The sequence below is a fragment of the Chitinophaga rupis genome (genome assembly GCF_900109685.1).
Lineage (GTDB): Bacteria > Bacteroidota > Bacteroidia > Chitinophagales > Chitinophagaceae > Chitinophaga > Chitinophaga rupis.
Genome location: NZ_FOBB01000001.1, coordinates 706,179 through 725,741, shown reverse-complemented (window position 1 = coordinate 725,741; position 19,563 = coordinate 706,179). Strand labels below are relative to the sequence as shown.

At 46.3% G+C, this 19,563-nt stretch carries 16 protein-coding genes and 1 pseudogene; 9 read left to right on the top strand and 8 right to left on the bottom strand.

The features are described from left to right. The first annotated feature begins 31 nt into the window (after positions 1–31). Positions 32–670: an MBL fold metallo-hydrolase gene (locus BMZ54_RS02805; RefSeq protein ID WP_089906621.1), complete on the top strand. Its 639-nt coding sequence runs from the start codon at positions 32–34 to the stop codon at positions 668–670. A gap of 77 nt (positions 671–747) precedes the next feature. Here the strand turns inward: BMZ54_RS02805 and BMZ54_RS02800 are convergent, their stop codons facing one another. Then, positions 748–2,280, bottom strand: coding sequence for an oligosaccharide flippase family protein (locus BMZ54_RS02800; protein WP_089906620.1), 1,533 nt, complete (start codon positions 2,278–2,280; stop codon positions 748–750). Positions 2,281–2,311: 31 nt separating this feature from the next. Further along, positions 2,312–2,692: pseudogene (arfB, locus tag BMZ54_RS02795) on the bottom strand (alternative ribosome rescue aminoacyl-tRNA hydrolase ArfB); the annotation flags it as partial. A gap of 57 nt (positions 2,693–2,749) precedes the next feature. Between arfB and dtd the strand changes: the two are divergent. Next, complete coding sequence (dtd, locus tag BMZ54_RS02790; protein WP_089906618.1) at positions 2,750–3,202, top strand: D-aminoacyl-tRNA deacylase; 453 nt, start codon at positions 2,750–2,752, stop codon at positions 3,200–3,202. Positions 3,203–3,263: 61 nt separating this feature from the next. Here the strand turns inward: dtd and BMZ54_RS02785 are convergent, their stop codons facing one another. After that, positions 3,264–3,755 carry a hypothetical protein gene (locus tag BMZ54_RS02785; protein ID WP_143080887.1) on the bottom strand — a complete coding sequence of 164 codons (492 nt, stop codon included), beginning with the start codon at positions 3,753–3,755 and terminating at the stop codon, positions 3,264–3,266. Positions 3,756–3,821: 66 nt separating this feature from the next. Here BMZ54_RS02785 and BMZ54_RS02780 point away from each other — a divergent pair, with 66 nt between their 5' ends. The 3 genes from BMZ54_RS02780 to BMZ54_RS02770 all read left to right on the top strand — a co-directional run bounded on the left by BMZ54_RS02780 (position 3,822) and on the right by BMZ54_RS02770 (position 6,707). Beyond that, positions 3,822–4,148 carry a nucleotide pyrophosphohydrolase gene (locus BMZ54_RS02780; protein WP_089906616.1) on the top strand — a complete coding sequence of 109 codons (327 nt, stop codon included), beginning with the start codon at positions 3,822–3,824 and terminating at the stop codon, positions 4,146–4,148. A 76-nt stretch (positions 4,149–4,224) separates the two neighbouring features. Beyond that, the gene (locus tag BMZ54_RS02775) at positions 4,225–5,151 is read left to right on the top strand and encodes a YihY/virulence factor BrkB family protein (RefSeq protein WP_089906615.1); all 927 of its coding nucleotides are present in this window, start codon (positions 4,225–4,227) and stop codon (positions 5,149–5,151) included. Between the two features lie 128 nt (positions 5,152–5,279). Continuing rightward, positions 5,280–6,707 carry a glycine--tRNA ligase gene (locus BMZ54_RS02770; RefSeq protein WP_089906614.1) on the top strand — a complete coding sequence of 476 codons (1,428 nt, stop codon included), beginning with the start codon at positions 5,280–5,282 and terminating at the stop codon, positions 6,705–6,707. A gap of 78 nt (positions 6,708–6,785) precedes the next feature. Here the strand turns inward: BMZ54_RS02770 and BMZ54_RS02765 are convergent, their stop codons facing one another. Next, positions 6,786–7,514: a ferredoxin--NADP reductase gene (locus BMZ54_RS02765; protein WP_089906613.1), complete on the bottom strand. Its 729-nt coding sequence runs from the start codon at positions 7,512–7,514 to the stop codon at positions 6,786–6,788. Between the two features lie 192 nt (positions 7,515–7,706). Here BMZ54_RS02765 and mfd point away from each other — a divergent pair, with 192 nt between their 5' ends. From mfd to BMZ54_RS32680, 3 genes are all read left to right on the top strand, one after another. Continuing rightward, a complete protein-coding gene (gene mfd, locus BMZ54_RS02760; RefSeq protein ID WP_089906612.1) occupies positions 7,707–11,081 on the top strand; it encodes a transcription-repair coupling factor in 3,375 nt (1,124 codons plus the stop codon). Between the two features lie 143 nt (positions 11,082–11,224). Then, positions 11,225–11,956, top strand: a complete 732-nt coding sequence (locus BMZ54_RS02755; protein ID WP_162277453.1) for an SIMPL domain-containing protein — start codon at positions 11,225–11,227, stop codon at positions 11,954–11,956. Between the two features lie 94 nt (positions 11,957–12,050). Then, positions 12,051–12,272 carry a hypothetical protein gene (locus BMZ54_RS32680; RefSeq protein ID WP_143080886.1) on the top strand — a complete coding sequence of 74 codons (222 nt, stop codon included), beginning with the start codon at positions 12,051–12,053 and terminating at the stop codon, positions 12,270–12,272. 65 nt (positions 12,273–12,337) lie between these two features. On the opposite strand, the gene BMZ54_RS02750 is transcribed toward BMZ54_RS32680, so the two are convergent. From BMZ54_RS02750 to BMZ54_RS02740, 3 genes are all read right to left on the bottom strand, one after another. After that, positions 12,338–12,799: a hypothetical protein gene (locus BMZ54_RS02750; RefSeq protein WP_089906610.1), complete on the bottom strand. Its 462-nt coding sequence runs from the start codon at positions 12,797–12,799 to the stop codon at positions 12,338–12,340. A gap of 348 nt (positions 12,800–13,147) precedes the next feature. After that, the gene (gene gyrB, locus BMZ54_RS02745) at positions 13,148–15,127 is read right to left on the bottom strand and encodes a DNA topoisomerase (ATP-hydrolyzing) subunit B (protein ID WP_089906609.1); all 1,980 of its coding nucleotides are present in this window, start codon (positions 15,125–15,127) and stop codon (positions 13,148–13,150) included. A gap of 219 nt (positions 15,128–15,346) precedes the next feature. Next, entirely contained in the window at positions 15,347–17,032 is a 1,686-nt protein-coding gene (locus BMZ54_RS02740) for an AsmA family protein (RefSeq protein ID WP_089906608.1), read from the bottom strand. Between the two features lie 179 nt (positions 17,033–17,211). On the opposite strand from BMZ54_RS02740, the gene BMZ54_RS02735 reads away from it, so the two are divergent. Then, on the top strand, positions 17,212–18,135 hold the full coding sequence (locus tag BMZ54_RS02735; RefSeq protein WP_089906607.1) for a helix-turn-helix domain-containing protein: 924 nt from the start codon (positions 17,212–17,214) through the stop codon (positions 18,133–18,135). 836 nt (positions 18,136–18,971) lie between these two features. Here BMZ54_RS02735 and BMZ54_RS02730 read toward each other — a convergent pair. Further along, entirely contained in the window at positions 18,972–19,436 is a 465-nt protein-coding gene (locus BMZ54_RS02730; protein WP_089906606.1) for a PepSY-like domain-containing protein, read from the bottom strand. Positions 19,437–19,563: the final 127 nt, after the last annotated feature.

The window sequence follows — 19,563 nt, the reverse complement described above, 5'->3', positions numbered from 1 at the left end:
CTGAATTAAAATTAGCAAAAATCGGGTAACAATGATTGAAATCAAATATTTCCCCTACAATCCATTCGAGGAGAACACCTATTTGCTTATTAACGAAAAAAGGGATTGCATAATTATAGACCCTGGCTGTTATTTTGAGGAAGAAAGAAAAGAATTACTGGAGTATATCGAAAAAGAGGGGTTAAATGTTACCCGCCTGCTAAATACGCACTGTCACCTGGATCATATTTTTGGGAACCGCCTTATAGCAAAAACCTTTAATGTAGGGCTGGAGATCCATAAGCTGGAACAGCCGGTGCTGGATCGTTCCCCCCAGGCAGGCGCTATGTATAACGTACCTTTTGAACCTTCGCCTATGCCTGCCCGTTATATGGAAGAAGGGGAAAAAATAACCCTGGGCGCCTATGAGCTGGAGGTGCTGCTTACACCCGGGCACTCCCCGGGCAGCGTATCATTCTACTGCGCGCAGGAACAGTTTGTAATTGCGGGCGATGTGCTCTTTTACCAGAGCATTGGCCGTACAGACCTGCCGGGTGGCCATCATCAAACCCTTTTGAACAGCATCCGTCAAAAGCTGTTTGTATTACCCGATGCGGTAAAGGTGTATCCCGGGCATGGCCCTGCCACTACTATTGGGTTCGAGAAACTACACAATCCTTTCCTGAAATAATTAATAATGAAGAATGAATAAATAATAATCGTTATGCATGCACTTCATGTACATGCAGGCCCCTTTATTATTTATTGCTATCGGAGGTACTTCCCAATGAAGGGCAGCCGCTGAAACTCTTTGCGCTCCATGCGCAGTATAAACCAGCCGTATGCTGCAAATAAAAGGGTAGCTACGATCAGCGAAAGTGGTTTTAAAGCATATATATTTCCGGGGGAAAGCAGGTGGGTATTCAGTAAGTGGAACACATACCAGGTAACTACCGCCAGGGTAATATAGGTAAGGATCCTGGGCAGATGGTAAGGTACCGGGTAATGTTTTTGCCCCCATACATAACAAACTGCCATCTGAATAAAGTAACATACCATAGTGGCCAGCGCAGCGCCATAATAGCCCATAATAGGTATCCACCAGTAGTTAAATAAAAAGGCCAGCGCAGCGGTGATCAGTGTAATAACAGCGCCTGCCCGCGTACGGTCCGTAAGCTTGAACCAGATGGTAAGGTTATAATAAATACCCAGGAACATATTGGCCAGCAGCAGCACCGGCACTATGCGCATACCCTGGTAGTAGAAAGGTTTGCGTAAAAATATCTTCCACACATTCAGGTACAGGCTTACAAACAGGAACATAAAACAAAGCAGTATTACAAATAGCTTCATAATACGGGCATATATCCGCTGCGGGTTTTCGCCCTCCGCCTGTTTAAAGAAATAAGGTTCTGCCCCTAACCGGAATGCCTGTATGAACATGGTAATGAGGATGGCCAGCTTGTAATTGGCGCTGTACAGCCCTATGATCACCTTTTTAGCTTCCATATCATTGCCCGGCAGGAACTGTGGCAGAAACCAGGCCCGGTCAAAGGTTTCATTTACCATACCGGCCATACCTACAATGATCAGCGGCAGGGCATATTGTACCATTTGCTTCCACAGGGCAGCATCAAACTTCCATTCGATCTTTAAGATCTGCGGCACAAATAGCAGCAAGGTAAGGCCGCTGCCCAGCATATTGCTCAGGTACACATACCCCAGCGGATCTGCATTCACCTGCACATTGGGCACCCAGTGGTGGCCTGCCTGGTAAAGCAGGGGGCACAGGTACAGGAAAAACACGTTAAAGAAAACAGTGGCGGCAATACCGGCTATACGAATGGCGGCATAACGGATGGGCCGCCCCTCCAGCCGTAGCTGTGCAAAGGGAATAGCCGTTAGCGCATCAAACGCCATGACCAGTATTATATAGTAATAAAATCCGGGATGGGCTGTTAACCCCGCCAGGTTACCCGCATAGGAATGGGCTACCGGGCCGCGTAATAAGAATAATATAAGGGTCACGCTTACCGTGGAGATCAGCAGGGAAATAGTAGCGCTGCTGAGCACCTGCTGCCGGTTATCCTTTTTGGCAAAGCGGAAAAAGGCCGTTTCCATACCATAGGTAAGCACAATATTCATGAAGGGAATGTAGGCATACACGTTGTTCATCTCCCCAAAGTCGGCAGGGGTAATTATTCCCAGGTAAAATGGCGTCAGGAAATAGTTGAGCAGTTTGCTCGCTATATTACTTAATCCGTAGTAAATGGTTTGTCCTGCCAGTGATTTAATGCTCAATGCCCTGAATTTTGATCAAAAGTAAGCGTTATTATTCCATCCCGCCCCGCCGCATTTGTTTTTTATCCGACAGGCGTTTTTTGAGCTGCAGCCGCTTTTCTATCATTGCTTTGCTGGGTTTGGAAGCCTTTCGTTTTTTAGGAACTATTAAGGCTTTATGTACCAGCTCCTGCATTTTTTTAACTACCAGCTGCTTATTGGCCAGCTGGGTGCGGGCCTCCTGGGAGCGTACCTGCAGCACGCCTTCCGCATTAATACGGTTGGCCAGCTTTTCCTGTATTAGGGTTTTTTGTTCAGGGGTTAACAGGGCAGATGCGGGTACATTAAAATAACCTTCCACCATGGTTTCCACCTTGTTCACATTTTGTCCGCCCTTGCCGCCGCTGCGGGCGGTGCGGAAACTGATCTCACTGGAAATATCCGGTTGCATGTATGCAATTTATTAACTTCCGCACAAAAATTATTGAATATGCGGGCAGTTATACAACGGGTAACACAGGCATCTGTTACGGTTGACGGGAAAATTACCGGTGAAATAGGGCCGGGACTGCTGGTATTCGTGGGTATTGAGGATGCAGATGGCCAGGAAGATATTACCTGGCTGAGTAATAAAATAACAAACCTGCGCATTTTTGGCGATGAAGCCGGGGTAATGAACCTGTCCGTTAAAGAAATTGGTGGCGGTATTTTGCTGGTAAGCCAATTCACCCTGCACGCCAGCACTAAAAAAGGCAACCGTCCTTCGTATATACGCGCCAGTAAGCCGGAAATTGCCATTCCCATGTATGAAAAAATGATTACGCAGCTGGGGCAGGACCTGGGCAAACCCGTGCAAATGGGCATTTTTGGCGCAGATATGAAAGTAGCCCTGCTAAACGACGGGCCGGTGACCATTACCATAGATACCCAGGCAAGGGAGTAATCCCCGGCAGATTATAACACGCCACGCTGCGCAATGATAGCTGCTTCGTATACGCGTGCCCTTAAGGACAGGGAACTTTTACAAAAGGTGTTGTATCAAATTTTATATTGGCTGGGTCTTTTTCAAAAACAGGCGCACCCTGTTCATCAAAAGAAGCGGGCAGGCCTGCGTACAGACGCTCTCCATCCAGCTTAAATACCTCCTGGCGGGTGCTCATCATACCTTCGCTCATAAAATGGTATTGCACGGTAATGATGTTGCCTTGTAAGCTGCCTTTAATGTCTCCTTTATTGGAATCCTTTTCATAACGGTGGTATTCCAGCTGCCCACTAATGCTGTCATTGGCGGCTTCCAGGTGCAGAAAGGCGGTATCCTTCCCTACCACCTGCGTAAAACATTGCAACCCGGTAGCTAAAGGGCTGGTGCTGGCAGTAGTTGCAGTATCGCCTTGTGTAAGGGTGCTGTCACTGGTGTGGTCAGTAGTAGTACCGCTTTGCTGGCAGCTAACCGCCAGCGCGGCGCCGGCTATTAATAAAAGGGAAAATGGTTTCATATGCATACAATAGGTTGCCGCTAATATAACCCAATCCTTTATCTTTAAGGAAATAAAGCCATGAGCATGACCATACAGGAAGCCCAGGAAAAAATAGATCAATGGATCAACACCACGGGTGTGCGTTATTTCAGTGAGCTCACCAATATGGCCATTTTAACGGAGGAAGTAGGCGAAGTAGCCCGTATTATGGCCCGCCAGTATGGCGATCAATCCGCTAAAGAAACCGATAAAAAGAAAGACCTGGCCGATGAGCTGGCGGATGTGATGTGGGTGCTGCTCTGCATTGCCAACCAAACCGGCATTGATATGACGGTAGCCCTGGAAAAGAATTTTGATAAAAAGAACATCCGGGATGCTACCAGGCATCAGCAGAATGAAAAACTGAAATGATCCGCTCAGGCCCTGAACCTGCCTTGCAGGTACGATTTTGGATCACCACATGTTGTCAGCCTGAAAAATTCTACATATGCAGCTCTCTACCGGGATAAAAACTTACTGGACTATACTTAAACAAACCTTCAGCGATTTTATTGACGACAAGGTGCTGAAGTTAAGTGCCTCCCTGGCCTATTACACTATTTTCTCCGTGGCGCCCATGCTGATTGTGATCATTTTTTTCTGCGACCTTTTCCTGGGCCGGGAAGCCATAGAAGGCACCCTGTACAGCCAGATCAAGGGCCTGGTAGGCAGCGAGGCCGCCATCCAGGTACAGCAAATGATCCGGAATGCCTCCCTCTCGCAGGATATGAGCTGGGCCACCATCGTGGGTTTTGTAACGCTGTTCATTGGCGCTACCGGCGTGTTTGCAGAAATACAGGATTCCATTAATACCATCTGGCGGCTAAAATCCAAGCCCAAAAAGGGTAAAGGCCTGGTGCGCATGATTATGAACCGCCTGCAGTCCTTTTCACTGGTAATAAGCATGGGGTTCATACTGCTGGTATCCCTGGTAGTGAATGGTATCATAGAGATCTTTAACCAGCGCCTGGCCAATCTGTTCCCGCAGGTAGGCATGGTTGTTATTTACCTGGTGAACCTGGCCATTACCTTTGCAGTGATCACCGCCCTGTTTGCTGTTATCTTTAAAGTATTGCCGGATGCCCGTATCCGCTGGCGTGATGTGATCATAGGCTCCATTGCCACGGCCATCCTGTTTATGCTGGGTAAGTTTGCCATCGGGGTTTACCTGGGTGCCAGCAAGGTTGGCTCTACCTATGGCGCCGCAGGTTCCATCGTTATAATCCTCCTATGGGTATATTATTCGGCAGCTATCCTTTACTTTGGGGCAGAGTTTACCCGGGTATATGTACAGCACTTTGGGGCCCGCATTTACCCGAATGAATATGCCGTATGGATCAAGCAGGTGGAGGTGGAAGAGGAAACAATGAATTGATGCGCAGGTACGCAGAGAATGACTTCAACTGGCTGACCATCAATACATTAAAATAATTTTAATCCATTTGCACATCTGCATATTCGCACATTTGCACATTCTCACATTCCCCTTATCTTTGCGCCACTATGGCAACAGATCAGAACAAGTTCCAGGCGATCATATCGCATTGTAAAGAATACGGATTCGTTTTCCCATCCAGTGAAATATACGACGGGCTAAGCGCGGTATATGACTATGGTCAGTACGGTGCACAGCTGAAGAAGAATATACGTGACTATTGGTGGACGAGCATGACCCAGATGCACGAGAACATTGTGGGCATTGATGCCGCCATTTTCATGCACCCTACTACCTGGAAAGCCTCCGGCCACGTGGATAATTTCAGCGATCCCATGATCGATAACAAGGATAGCAAAAAACGCTACCGCGTAGATCACTTGCTGGAAGCGCATGCAGAAACCCTGACCCCGGAAGCCGGCGATGCCCTGTTGCAAAAAATGAACGACCTGCTGAAAGAGAACGACTACGCAGGCCTTAAACAGCTCATAGAATCCAACAATATAAAATGTACCGTAAGCGGTACCAATAACTGGACGGATGTACGCCAGTTCAACCTCATGTTCTCTACCCAGCTGGGTAGCGTAACAGACGAAGCCAGCGAAATATACCTGCGCCCGGAAACAGCCCAGGGTATTTTTGTGAACTTCCTGAACGTGCAGAAGACCGGCCGCATGAAAATTCCGTTTGGTATTGCCCAGATAGGAAAGGCTTTCCGGAATGAGATCGTAGCCCGCCAGTTCATTTTCCGTATGCGCGAATTTGAGCAAATGGAAATGCAGTTCTTCATTCGCCCCGGCTCCCAGAAAGAATGGTATGCCTACTGGAAAGAAGAACGTATGAAATGGCACCAGAGCCTGGGCACACCCGCCACCAGCTACCGTTTCAAAGACCACGAAAAGCTGGCTCACTATGCAGATGCTGCCGTGGATATTGAATATGAATTTCCCATTGGCTTTAAGGAAGTGGAAGGGATCCATAGCCGTACAGATTTTGACCTCAAAAACCACCAGGAATACAGCAAGAAAAAGCTTCAGTATTTTGATCCGGAGATTAACCAGAATTACATTCCCTATGTAATTGAAACCTCTATCGGGTTAGATCGTATGTTCCTCTTAACCGTATGCAATGCCTACGAAGAGCAGGACCTGAGCACCCCCGAAAAGGCGGACAGCCGCGTGGTAATGCATTTCCCGGCAAAATTGGCCCCCATTAAGCTGGCCATCTTCCCACTTACCAAAAAGGATGGTTTGCCTGAAATAGCCCGTCAGCTGATGGATGAATGCAAGTCTTCCTTCTATTGTTTTTATGAGGAGAAAGATGCCATTGGTAAGCGCTACCGCCGCCAGGACGCCATCGGTACGCCTTTCTGCGTAACCATTGATCACCAGACGAAGGAAGATAACACAGTTACTATCCGCTACCGCGATAGTATGGAGCAGGAGCGTATTCCGCTGGCTGAAGTAAGGGAGCGTGTGCTGAAGGCTATTCTGTAACTTTTATGTCTACCACCCGCTATGGCGGTTATCCCGTTCCCTGGGCAAAAGATAGTATAGGTTTTAACTGCTGATCCCTTAGTCGTACAGTTCCAGGTGTATGTCCTTACGGTCATATCCCAGGTCCAGTATGCGCTGCCTGGCCTCATTGATCATATTCTTCCAGCCGCACAGGAAAAAATTAGCGGGTTTATTGCCGCCTTCCAGCATTTCTTCATAAATAGTGTGTACGTATCCTTTACGCCCGGTCCAGTCTGTACTGTCCTCACGGGATAAGGTTGGCAGGTAGTAGAATCCCGGATGTGCTGCCTGCAGTTCTCCCATTTCGCCGGGGTATAGCAGGTCTTTAATATAGCGGCTGCCGTAAATGAGGTAAATATTTTTATGCGGAATGTTGTGCAGGTGAATGTATTTAGCCATAGACCGGAACGGCGCAATGCCGGTACCCGTGCACACCAGGAACAGGTCTTTATCCAGCACCTCCGGCAGCACAAATTTGCCCAAAGGCCCACGCAGCAATAGGCTGCTGCCTTCCTTTATTTCATTGAAAAGGTAAGTGGTGCCGGCCCCGCCTTCCAGCAATACGATCACCAGCTCTATTTCATTGCTGCCATTCGGGTGCGATGCAATGGAATAGCTGCGCCATCGTTTATGCTTGTTCTCATGAATCGGGAGGTCCAGGGTAACGAACTGTCCGGGCTTGAAATCAAAAAGGTCCATATCCGGTATCTGTATCCAGAAGCGGCGTGTATTGTAGGTTTCATCTACAATTCTGGTAACCGTACCGTTGTACCATTGCTCCAGCATATGGGGTGTATTTGTGTTATTAAATATAGGGAAAAAAGTCGATGGTCCGTGGTCCACAGTCCATAGCCCTTTTCAAAAGCTTGTGTACTACATGGTAATGCCGGAAAAGGATCGCACCACTACAATATGTACCAGGCAATGGACCATGGACTATAGACCATGGACTAAAAAATTACTATCTTTGCACCCTTCATGAATCTACAGGGTGTTTTACAGCTTTTTCAACGAGACCCCCGCCTGCAGCAGCTGGTGAAAGGGCTACATATGCCCGCTCCGCAATATTTCCAGCTTACAGGCCTTACCGGCAGCGCTGTTAACTTCGTAGCTGTTACCGCCTGGGCAAATATGGAAAATGCGAATCACCTTTTTATTTTAAATGATAAGGAAGAGGCAGCCTACTTCCATAACGACCTGGAACAGCTAAGCCAGGCGCTGGATATTTTCTACTTCCCGGATTCCTTTAAAAAAACCGGCCAGTTCCAGGAGCTGAACAGCAGCCATAGCATGCTGCGTACAGAAGCCCTCATGAAGTTTTCAGGCGGCGTTATCCGTAAAAAAATACTGGTCACCTATCCGGAAGCTTTGTGGGAAAAGGTAGCCGGCTCTACCGCTTTTAACACCAACATGGTGCAGTTAAAGGTGGGCGATGTGTTGAAGGTAGATGATCTGCTGGAAAAGCTGGTTGGCTGGGGTTTTCATTACACTGATTTTGTGTATGAGCCCGGCCAGTATGCTGTGCGTGGCGGTATCCTGGATATTTATTCTTTTGGCAACGATAAGCCCTACCGTATTGAGCTGTTTGGGGAAGATATTGATTCCATCCGCCTGTTTGATCCGGAAACGCAGCTGAGTGAGCGTAAGCTGAACCAGGTAACGCTGATCGCCAACATGGATACCCATGCTAAAGATCACCATAAAACCGCGCTCACAGAATTTCTGCCGGCCAATACCATGGTGTGGATGAAAGACCCGGGTTATGTGCAGGAGGTGATACAGCAAATGGAGCAGCGCCTGGACGATTGGCTGCAAACCGGCAATAAGGTAAAGGTGGATGAAGATGAGGACATGATGCTTACGGAAGATGATTTTGTAAAAGCATCCGTGCTCATGGAGCAGCTGTTACAGCGCCACTGTGTAGTATTTGGCAACCGCAACTGGTGGCAGGAAACCGGCCGCCCTGCTACGGTTATAACCTTTGAAACGCAGGAGCAGCCGGTGTTTAATCGGCAGTTTGAAATGCTGTTAAAAGACCTATCGCAGCATAACAATAACAAATACACGTTATTCATATTTGCAGAAAATGCCCGCCAGCTGGAACGGCTGCGCAGCATTTTTGAAGACCTGAAAGCGCAGTTCGTTTTCTATCCCATACCCGTAGCCATTGGCCATGGGTTTATAGATCATACTTTAAAGCTGGTATGTTATACCGATCACCAGATCTTCCAGCGCTACCACAAGTACAAGGTAAAACAGGCCTATAACAAGAATAAGGCTATTACCATGAAAACCTTGCGGGAGCTGCAGTCCGGCGATTTTGTAACGCACATTGATCATGGCGTAGGCATGTACAGCGGCCTGCAGAAAATAGAGGTAGGCGGTAAAATGCAGGAAGCTATCCGCATTATTTACAAGAACAACGACCTGTTGTATGTAAACATCAACTCCCTGCACAAGATCAGCAAGTACACCGGTAAGGAAGGCGTGGAACCGCGCGTGAATAAGCTGGGCAGCGATGCATGGGATAAGCTGAAGGAAAAGGCTAAAACCCAGGTAAAGGATATTGCCAAGGACCTTATACGCCTGTATGCCGCCCGTAAAGCGCAGCAAGGCTTTGCCCACTCGCCGGATACCTATTTGCAAACAGAGCTGGAAGCCTCTTTTATTTATGATGATACACCGGACCAGAGCAAGGCTACTGCCGATGTAAAGCGCGACATGGAATCACCACACCCTATGGATAGGCTGGTGTGTGGCGATGTAGGTTTTGGTAAAACAGAAGTAGCCGTACGGGCAGCCTTTAAGAGCCTGGTGGATGGTAAGCAGGCCGCTATACTGGTACCCACTACCATCCTGGCTTTTCAGCACTACAAAACATTTTCAGACCGCTTAAAGGATTTCCCCTGCACGGTCGATTACCTGAACCGGTTTAAATCAGCCAAGGAAAAGAAAGAAACCCTGCAAAAGCTGGCAGAGGGGAAAATTGATATCATTGTAGGCACACACGCCCTGTTAAGTAAGGATGTGAAGTTTAAAGACCTGGGTGTGCTGATTGTGGATGAGGAACAAAAGTTTGGCGTATCAGCCAAAGAAAAGCTGAAGCAGATAAAGGTGAACGTAGATACGCTCACACTAACGGCTACGCCTATACCGCGTACGCTGCAGTTCTCCCTCATGGGTGCGCGCGACCTCTCTATCATAAACACACCGCCGCCTAACCGCCAGGCCATTGAAACAGAAGTGCATGTATTTGACCATGACCTGATCCGCGATGCTATTTACTTTGAAGCAGAACGGGGCGGGCAGGTATATTTTGTATACAACCGCGTACATGGTTTGGGTGAGATGGCATCCCTTATCCGCGGCCTTTGCCCCGACCTGGCTGTTGCTACGGCGCATGGGCAAATGGAAGGTCATAAGCTGGAGGAGGTGATCCTGGATTTTATAGACCGTAAGTATGATGTGCTGGTATGTACCAACATAGTAGAAAGCGGAGTGGATATTCCCAATGCCAATACCATTATCATTAATAACGCGCACCATTTTGGCTTAAGTGATCTGCACCAGCTGCGCGGGCGCGTAGGCCGCAGCAATAAAAAGGCCTTCTGCTATTTATTGGCGCCACCGGTAAGCACCTTACCGGCCGATAGCCGCAAACGCCTGCAAACACTGGAACAGCACAGTGAGCTGGGTAGCGGCTTCCAGATCTCTATGCGCGACCTGGATATACGCGGCGCCGGTAACCTGTTAGGCGCAGAGCAAAGCGGCTTTGTAGCGGAAATAGGTTTTGATATGTACCAGAAGATCCTGGATGAAGCCATCCGCGAGCTGAAGCAAAATGAGTTCCGTGATCTGTTCAAGGAACAGCTGGAGCAAAAGAAAGATTTTGTCAGCGATTGTACCATTGATACCGACCTGGAAATACTGATCCCCGACAGTTATATAGAAAGTATTCAGGAACGTTTGAACCTGTACCAGGAATTAGATAACATTACCCTGGAAGATAAGCTGAAGGAATTTACCGCCGGCCTGCAGGACCGCTTTGGGCCTATGCCACAGCCGGTAAATGACCTGCTGACCATGATCCGTTGCCGTTGGATGGCCATAGCCCTGGGCTTTGAGAAAATGATGCTGAAAGAAGAAACCCTGCGCTGTTATTTCATTAACAACCCGGATTCCCCTTACTTTGAATCACCCACCTTTAATCATATACTCACCTATGTGCAAACGCGCGTAAACAATGCCCGTTTAAAACAGGTAGGTAAGAATTTTATGCTGGTAGTAGAGCGTATCCGCACTATGACAGACCTGTACAACTTCCTGAAAGCAATGGAAGACGCAAGAAATTAACTACGTGTAACATAATCCCCCGCCCATCCGTTCCACCCTCCGTAGCATCATTAAAAACTTTTTTTAAACCCTTTATGGAATCCATCCCGCAACCTGCATCATGCTGTTGTAAAAAGGAATACACATCATTTAAAACAAATCATATGAAAAAGGTAATGTTAGTATTAGCCGGATTATTGTTAACAGTAAGCACCTGGGCACAGCAAACAGATAATAAACCTCCCGTAAAGAAGATAGAGGTGAACGGCTCCGCAGAAATGGAGATCACCCCGGACGAGATCTATCTCAGCATCACGCTTAAAGAATACTATCAGTCAAAGAACAAAACCAATAAGGTAGACATCAGTACCCTGGAAAAACAGCTGCAACAGGCAGTGGCAAATGCAGGCATTCCCAAGGAAAATCTTACCATTGAAAATGTATCTGGTTTTAATCCCGACTGGTGGAGGGGCAAAAAGAAGAACGATCCTGATTTCCTGGCAGAAAAGAGATACCGTTTAAAGCTTAACAGGCTGGATAAAACCAATATTATACTGGCAGGGGTAGATGATGAAGGCATCTCTAACGTAAACATTTCATCTTACACACACAGTAAAATGGAAGAGTATCGCAAAGAGGTAAAAATGAAAGCCATACAGGCAGCTAAAGCTAAAGCCACCTACCTGTTAGGCGCTATTGATGAAAGCATTGCCGGTATACTGGAAGTGCAGGATATAAATACAGATAATTACAGTGATGTAGTAAGGCCCTACCAGCAGGTAAATACATATATGATGGCACAGTCACGGGTAGCACCGGAAGCTGCAGAATCTGACATTGATTTCAAAACCATTAAGATCCGTGCAGAGGTAAGGACTGTGTTTACTATTAAATAAATTAATTAAGTTCTCTTTAACAATAGATGCCATGCTGTGCAATACAGCATGGCATTGTTTTGGTATAACCTATGTGTCACCAAAACCTTATGTTATGCGTAGTCAGATTAAAATCGGAGAACATGCAATAGAGTCCAGTGTTTTGTTGAAAGGTATTGGACTGGGGCTGGCAATTACAGCCGGTGTGCTGGGATGGATGTGGAGAAAAAAGATAAAGGGTAGCGTACAGGAGCATGTACGGCACTATGGTAGTAATAATAACAACGTATTCAAGAGAGCAGGCCGCAGATGGCCGCAGGCAGTGCCTGTTAAGTAATTAAAAAGCCCCGCCTGGAAAGGCGGGGCGTGTCGATGGAAAAAGATTTCAAAAAAAACGATGATCTAGTTAATGTTGACTTTAAAAGTCCCGTCCGTTAATGGCTTTTCTGTTTCACCACTTTTACTTAATGTGCCGGAGAAAGTACCTTCGGCACGTTTACTATTAATGCTTGTAATTTGTACGTTTATAGTTGATACGCCTATATAACCTGATTCCGTTGAATCTGTTACTGGCATCAACGATGCTGCAGAACCACCATAAGTGCCTACTGGCATTTCACCATCCGGTGAAGTGATCATAAGCTGCATGTGTTCCTTAAAATTATTGGTAACCCCATCGATCACCAGTGTTTTCTTACCGGTAATTACGGTATCAGAGTAGTAAGCGGAAGTGCCGCTGGATACATATTGTTTACCCTCGAATGTAAATGAAAATATCGCTTCAGGTTGAGCATCGTCCTTCTTACAGGCGCTGAAGATCATTGCAGCCACCATAAAAATGGCCGCCACTCGGGATAATTTCATAGGTATAGGTTTATCGCTTTATTGCTTTCGGTATAGGTATAAATCTGAGTGCAAGATAGTAATATTTGCAATAGATTACATAAATAACCTATAAGTTTTTTTAATAAAATAACGATTTTCGCTATAGTTTTTTGATAATCAATAATCTGGCTTTGCTAAATTGGTTCAGCAATATTAACATGTTGAAACGCTTAATTATAGGCATTTTTCACGGATGAGTTTGACCAACTTGCTGTCCCTCCACCAGTTGTAGCATTTAGCTAAAACGGGTGCATTAATTAGTATATATAAACAAAAACCCCGGGCATTATACCCGGGGTTTTATTTATAACGTATAACGATATACGGTTAAGCGTCAATTTTAGCGTATTTGGCATGGGATTCTATGAATTCCCTGCGTGGAGGTACCTCATCACCCATCAGCATACTAAATACACGATCTGCTTCCGCAGCGCTTTCAATAGTTACCCGTTTCAGCGTACGGTGCTCGGGGTTAAGGGTAGTTTCCCACAGCTGCTCTGCGTTCATTTCACCCAAACCTTTATAACGCTGTATCACTACATTCTCTTCCTTCCCTTCACCGGCTATGCGGCTTACCGCAGCCTTGCGCTGTTCTTCCGTCCAGGCGTATTCCTGTTCCTTACCCTTTTTAACCAGGTATAATGGCGGTTGTGCAATGTATACATACCCTTGTTCTACCAGGGCTTTCATATAACGGAATACAAAGGTCAGGATCAGGGTTGCAATGTGGCTGCCATCCACATCGGCATCGGTCATAATGATCAGCTTATGGTACCGCAGCTTGGTCAGGTTCAGCGCTTTATCATCTTCCTCCGTACCAATGGTCACCCCCAGTGCGGTAAAAATGTTCTTGATCTCCTCGTTCTCATAGATCTTGTGCTCCATAGCTTTTTCTACGTTCAGGATCTTACCCCTTAATGGCAATATAGCCTGGAAAGCACGGTTGCGGCCCTGTTTAGCGGTACCACCTGCGGAATCTCCTTCCACCAGGTACAGCTCACATTTTCCGGGATCATTTTCAGAGCAGTCAGCCAGCTTACCGGGTAAGCCGCTGCCGGTTAACACGCTTTTGCGTTGTACCAGCTGCCTTGCTTTACGGGCGGCTTCACGGGCCTGTGCGGCCAGCACTACTTTGTTGATCACGATTTTGGCCTCGCGGGGATGCTCTTCCAGGTAAGCATTCAGCACATCTGCAACAGCGCTGTCCACTACACCCATTACATCAGAGTTACCCAGCTTGGTTTTGGTTTGGCCTTCAAACTGCGGCTCCGGCACCTTTACGCTAATAATAGCGCTCAGCCCTTCGCGGAAGTCATCACCCGTAACCTCGATCTTTGATTTCTCAAACAGCTTGTTCTTATCGCCATAGCTTTTGAATACACGGGTAATGGCGCGGCGGAAGCCTGCCACATGTGTACCGCCTTCTATGGTATTGATGTTATTTACGTAAGAGAAAATGTTCTCACTGAAAGAGTCATTGTACTGCAATGCTACTTCTACCGCCACATTGGAGCTTGGCTCATGCGCTTCTATAAAAATAGGAGTGGGCAGTAAGGAGTTACGGCGGCCATTACGGTCCAGCATCTGCACAAATTCTACAATACCGCCTTCACTGTAAAACGTTTCACTGACTACGTTGCCCGCATCATCTTTCTCGCGTTCATCGATCAGCTCAATCTTTATTTTACGGTTCAGGTAAGCCAGCTCGCGCAGGCGCCCGGCCAGTATTTCCCGGTTGTAGATAATATCCTTGAAAATTTCAGTGTCCGGCTTAAAATGTACAATGGTACCTGTGTCATCGGCCTCACCGATCTCCCGTACAGCATATTGCGGTGCGCCACGGTGGTATTCCTGTTCAAATATTTTTCCTTCGCGGTGCACAGTTACATGCAGCACAGAGCTTAATGCGTTTACGCAGCTTACACCTACCCCGTGCAAACCACCGGATACTTTATAAGTGTTCTTATCAAACTTACCACCCGCGTGCAATACGGTCATTACTACTTCCAGGGCAGAACGGCCTTCCTTGGTGTTCATACCGGTAGGAATGCCGCGGCCATCATCTTTACAACGTATGGAATTATCTTCGCAAATGGTAACTTCAATATTCTTACAATAACCTGCAAGCGCTTCATCTATGGCATTATCCACTACTTCATACACCAGGTGGTGCAACCCCTTAACACCAATATCGCCTATATACATGGCCGGCCGCTTGCGTACCGCTTCCAGGCCTTCCAATACCTGAATACTATCCGCATCATATGTGTTGGTGGCGGCAATTACTTGCGCTAATTCTTCGCTCATATCTTGATGTAAAAATGCTAATTGATTAAATGTCTCGTGAATTGTGCAAATATACGGAAAATGGGCCTCATTTCAATAAAAAACAGGCAGTTTTTGGGTGGCATGGATGCCTTTTTTGAATGCGGGCACACGGCAGTGCAGGGTGTGTATAGATGGTGTACAAATAAAATAAGAATATGAGGATAATATCAGATTTTTCGACTATTCATAAAAGCATTTTTAGAGCTTAATATTTGCAGCAATAGCGGTTTCTTTTACACCGGCAAATAATGTTTTCCAAACCAGGTTAAAGAACGATTTCTGTGGATCGCGTGTATACTTCACATGGGCTACCTTAACCGCTGCCCCATTATCCGAAGGGTTGCTGTCATTAATGGCAATCGCATTGGCAAACAGGCTAAGCAAGCCTTTGCGTTTAAGCTGCTGCGTATCATCATCCTTTTTTAAGATGCTTATTTTTAAATGATCATATATCAGCTTCACATCAGCAGTAGCACTCTTTTCATTACCCTGCATGCTGAAAGTAAGGTCATGTATCTGGGCCGATTTTACCTCTACCAGCGCCAGTGGCCTTGTTACGGGCGTAAGCTGCCGCCCGTCCATATTCTTTAGCTGGCCGGTAATGGCAAAAGCGCCATGAGGCTCCCCCAATAAGAAATCAAAGCGAGCCCGCAGCATACCGCTTTGCATAAATACGGCATCCATATCCGCCACCAGGTGTTTATTCTTTGCGATCATGGAATCAATGTTGGTAACATTCCGGAAAATGCCATGCACCTGTTTAAACAGCAGGGTGCCTGTTTGCAGGGATTTAGGGTTCACCTCTGCATAGGAAAGCTCCACCTTTTTGCCTATCAGCGTATCTACATAAACGGGTATTGCCAGCTTTTGCAGCAGCTGATGCGGGAATTGCCCTGTCTTGATCTCGCCGGAAGGGGGCAGGCTGCGGTTATGGTAAATTTCAATGTTGCCATTTTCAATTTCCACATGCCTTGCCCACAGCTGCTGTTGTTGCAGTAGGGCATAGGGCTGCAGCTCCTGTACCAGAATGTTATTCAGCCGTACATCATAACGGTCGCGCTGGTATTTTATCTTTCGGTCAAATGCAGCCTTTTCATAACGCGGCTCTACGCGGAACTGGCCCAGGCGCAGCGTACGTTCTGCCGCATTATAGCTCACATCCCGCACGATCATCCAGTACAGGCTATCTTTTGTACGGTGCCGGTAGGCACGTAAATGCAGCTCATAATTACGTGCATATAAGAACCTGGATGGATCTTCCATAGCTACAGAATCGATCAGCAGATCATTTACATGTATGCTCAGGCGGTGTAGCTGGGTAATGATCAAGCCACTGTCTTTCTTGATATACGTATATTTCAGGTTAGTGCTATCCAGCCGCAAAGAGCCGATGGATAAGGATCTGATGCGGCCAGATATATTTTCATATGCGGAGCGGTGCCGGCTGGTATCAACATTCCGCGCATTTTGTTCCAGCACAATACTGGGTTTTTCCAGCACCAGGGATCCGGCGCTTAGCTCCTTCTTTATAAAATACCGCCAGGCTTTAAAGAAGCTTACGGATACACGATCTGCGCTGAAGGAATATAACATGGAAGGCGCCTTTTGCTGCGCCTGTAAATGATGATAAACCGCAGTATCGGTTATCAGGCTTACGCTGTCAATAGTAAGGCTGCCGCTGAGAATATTCAGCTTTACTTTTTTATAATTGAGCACATACAGGCTATCCGACATTTCTGTTGTGTAATCTTTTAACTGGCTGCGTAGCTTATTGCTCCAGTGCTGGCTCAGGTATAAACCCGTACCCACAACTACTAACACTAACGCCCCTATGATAATAAAGATTATCTTGAGATACTTTTGCAGGCGGGAGGAATTCTTCATAACGGTTAGTAGTACGAAATCCATACCAAGGGCATTCATAATGAATATGAAAGGGCTGGTGGAGCCTGCTGTGTAATTTAATCCACAACTATCACCCGATTGTCATTGTTACCCCACTAATTTGTTAAGTAAATGTGAATCCATAAATTTGTGAGGTTTTTAATTACAGTTAATTGGAGATGAAGGAGCTACAGGACATATTATCACTGGCCATACCACAACCGGCAATGAGCGACCAGCTGCAGCTTGCAGAGCAGGATGCCGTGAACGTACCGGATTGCCTTGATTTTACCCTGCAGCGCTTTACCTACGATAAACCTTTACCCGTTGAGGATGTAGCCATGGTGGTGTACCAGCCGGCCAAAAGAGGCCAGTCTGCCGCCGTGGAGCTGCGTTACTGTGTAGCCGGTAACCGTTACTGCCAGAACCCCTCCTGTACAGATGAGCTGTGCGCCAAGGGCCAGAAAGGCAACTGTAAAGAGAAGGTGGCCTCCGTAGACATGATCACCGTGCGTTTTCAGCCTGCCTTTATTCAATCCCTGCAAAAGGGCGCTACCACCACTACCTTATTTGAATTACAATCCCGCAAGCCTTTTGTAAAAACCATACAGCCCTGCACCAAATCCAAATCGGTGCTGGAACAAATGGTACATCATAATTACGAAGGGGTGCTGAAGCATATTTTTCTGCAAAGCAAGGCGCTGGAGCTGCTGTTATTCAGCTCTGACCAGTTCATGCAAAATGACCCGGACGAGCGTTATGGCTGCCGTTTCCTCACCCACATGGAGGACCGGGAAAAGATAGAAAAAGCCCGCAGCATTTTGCTGGAGCAGCTGGATGCCCCTATTACCATCCGCGACCTGGCCCGCCGGGTAGCTATGAACGAGTGTTACCTGAAAAAAGGCTTTAAAGCCATGTACGGTACCACCATTTACGATTACTTCCAGAAAGAACGGATGGAAAAGGCCAAGAGCCTCCTGTATGAAAAAGGAATGTCCGTTTCCGATGTAGCCATTCTCATGGGCTATTCCTGCATTTCCCACTTCTCTACCGCCTTTAAAAAGCATACCGGCTTAAAGCCCTGCGAGCTGCTGCTGCGTTAAATTAATGGGCAGCTGTTTCAGATGTACAGCTATGCAAATGAATGCGCTGATGTGCTAATACACTGGATTTGCCAGATCTACACCATAGTTACCTTACCAGTACACAATTTACCCTATTCCCTTGCACACCTGCATATACGCACATTCTATAACTATATATTTATCAATTCATTAATTGAACATCTATCCTCATTTGCATTTCTGCATATTCCCATCTTTCCAACCTTTTCCCTTTTCGATCATTTCTTTTCCCGATCTCGTAAGCACTCCCGGATAATTCGGCGTTTCTTTGTATCACGATCGGCAGATATCTATCCCGATTTTATAAGCTTCCTTATCAGATTTGACCATTGGAGGGAGGCTTACCAGGCAAAAAGTGAGTAAAGCCATACATTCTTGCACAATCTTCAAACACCAATGACCTTAGTGCATATTGCCGGTAAGTTTCCCGCCATTATACCAGAAGCCATCGCAGATACAGCGGTGGCTTTTTGTATTTAAATACCAGATATGATCACTGGCCAATATGACAGTATGAAATCAAAATGTATTACTGATGTGGTCGTTGAGGTAGCTGTATTTTGCAAACAAACATTGCCGGAAAACCGGAGCTTCAATTAATCTTAAGCAAGGTCATAACAAATTTGAATAAAGCTGCCGAAAATGTGGGCGCCCTCAGGCTTATTAACAACGTAAAAAGTGTGGTATTGCAGTAGTAATTACAACAACAACTGTGAGTAATCTTCCTCAGTTTTCTACAAAAAGAAAACCCCGCCCAAAAGAGCAGGGTCTGTCCTATTTATCCCTATACCTATGAAATACTTATTTGTGTGTAGTTATTCTGTAATGGTACCAGCTTCATTGATCAAAACCGACTTTTCTGTACCATTATCCTGAATATTCACTTTATAGTAAGCAGCTACATCTGCTCTTTCTATTTTCCAGCCGTCTTTTACGGTGGCTGTTGGATACTTTGTTTTCAATGTGCTGGCTACTGTTTCCGGTAGCTGCTCAGCTTTATACTCACTGCGGGTGGCTATCCAGTTGCCATCTGCCGAATATTCTGCGATTGTTTTTACATCTTCTTTGGAGAAATTTGCTGTCCAGTTGCCTGAACCACCTTTACTCCATTTTGCATCGGTGACACCTGCAAAATTTTGTTCAAAAGCACCTTTTACAGGATCGGGAGCCACAACCACTTTCGCAGTAGTATGCTTTACTTTTTTAACCGATTTGTGTTGTGCAAAAGTTATGCCGGAAGTGAACAATGCAGCGCAAAAAAATAACATCAACTTTTTCATATAAACGATATGGTTTTGTCCGTTGGGTTAAGGTTTTGAACTTAAATTTTCTTCCAGGCTCTTGAACTAAAACAGTGCCAAAAAAGCAAAACTATGGATTCCGAGTGTAAAAGTAAGAAAAAAATTA

Coding starts and splice junctions, on each gene's coding strand:
- BMZ54_RS02765 (WP_089906613.1), bottom strand. CDS start 7,514: ATGCTGGAGCAATGGTACAACGGTACGGTTACCAGAATTGTAGATGAA.
- BMZ54_RS02780 (WP_089906616.1), top strand. CDS start 3,822: ATGACCATACAGGAAGCCCAGGAAAAAATAGATCAATGGATCAACACC.
- BMZ54_RS02735 (WP_089906607.1), top strand. CDS start 17,212: ATGAAGGAGCTACAGGACATATTATCACTGGCCATACCACAACCGGCA.
- BMZ54_RS02740 (WP_089906608.1), bottom strand. CDS start 17,032: ATGAAGAATTCCTCCCGCCTGCAAAAGTATCTCAAGATAATCTTTATT.
- BMZ54_RS02730 (WP_089906606.1), bottom strand. CDS start 19,436: ATGAAAAAGTTGATGTTATTTTTTTGCGCTGCATTGTTCACTTCCGGC.
- gyrB (WP_089906609.1), bottom strand. CDS start 15,127: ATGAGCGAAGAATTAGCGCAAGTAATTGCCGCCACCAACACATATGAT.
- BMZ54_RS32680 (WP_143080886.1), top strand. CDS start 12,051: ATGCGTAGTCAGATTAAAATCGGAGAACATGCAATAGAGTCCAGTGTT.
- BMZ54_RS02785 (WP_143080887.1), bottom strand. CDS start 3,755: ATGAAACCATTTTCCCTTTTATTAATAGCCGGCGCCGCGCTGGCGGTT.
- BMZ54_RS02770 (WP_089906614.1), top strand. CDS start 5,280: ATGGCAACAGATCAGAACAAGTTCCAGGCGATCATATCGCATTGTAAA.
- BMZ54_RS02755 (WP_162277453.1), top strand. CDS start 11,225: ATGAAAAAGGTAATGTTAGTATTAGCCGGATTATTGTTAACAGTAAGC.
- BMZ54_RS02805 (WP_089906621.1), top strand. CDS start 32: ATGATTGAAATCAAATATTTCCCCTACAATCCATTCGAGGAGAACACC.
- mfd (WP_089906612.1), top strand. CDS start 7,707: ATGAATCTACAGGGTGTTTTACAGCTTTTTCAACGAGACCCCCGCCTG.
- dtd (WP_089906618.1), top strand. CDS start 2,750: ATGCGGGCAGTTATACAACGGGTAACACAGGCATCTGTTACGGTTGAC.
- BMZ54_RS02775 (WP_089906615.1), top strand. CDS start 4,225: ATGCAGCTCTCTACCGGGATAAAAACTTACTGGACTATACTTAAACAA.
- BMZ54_RS02750 (WP_089906610.1), bottom strand. CDS start 12,799: ATGAAATTATCCCGAGTGGCGGCCATTTTTATGGTGGCTGCAATGATC.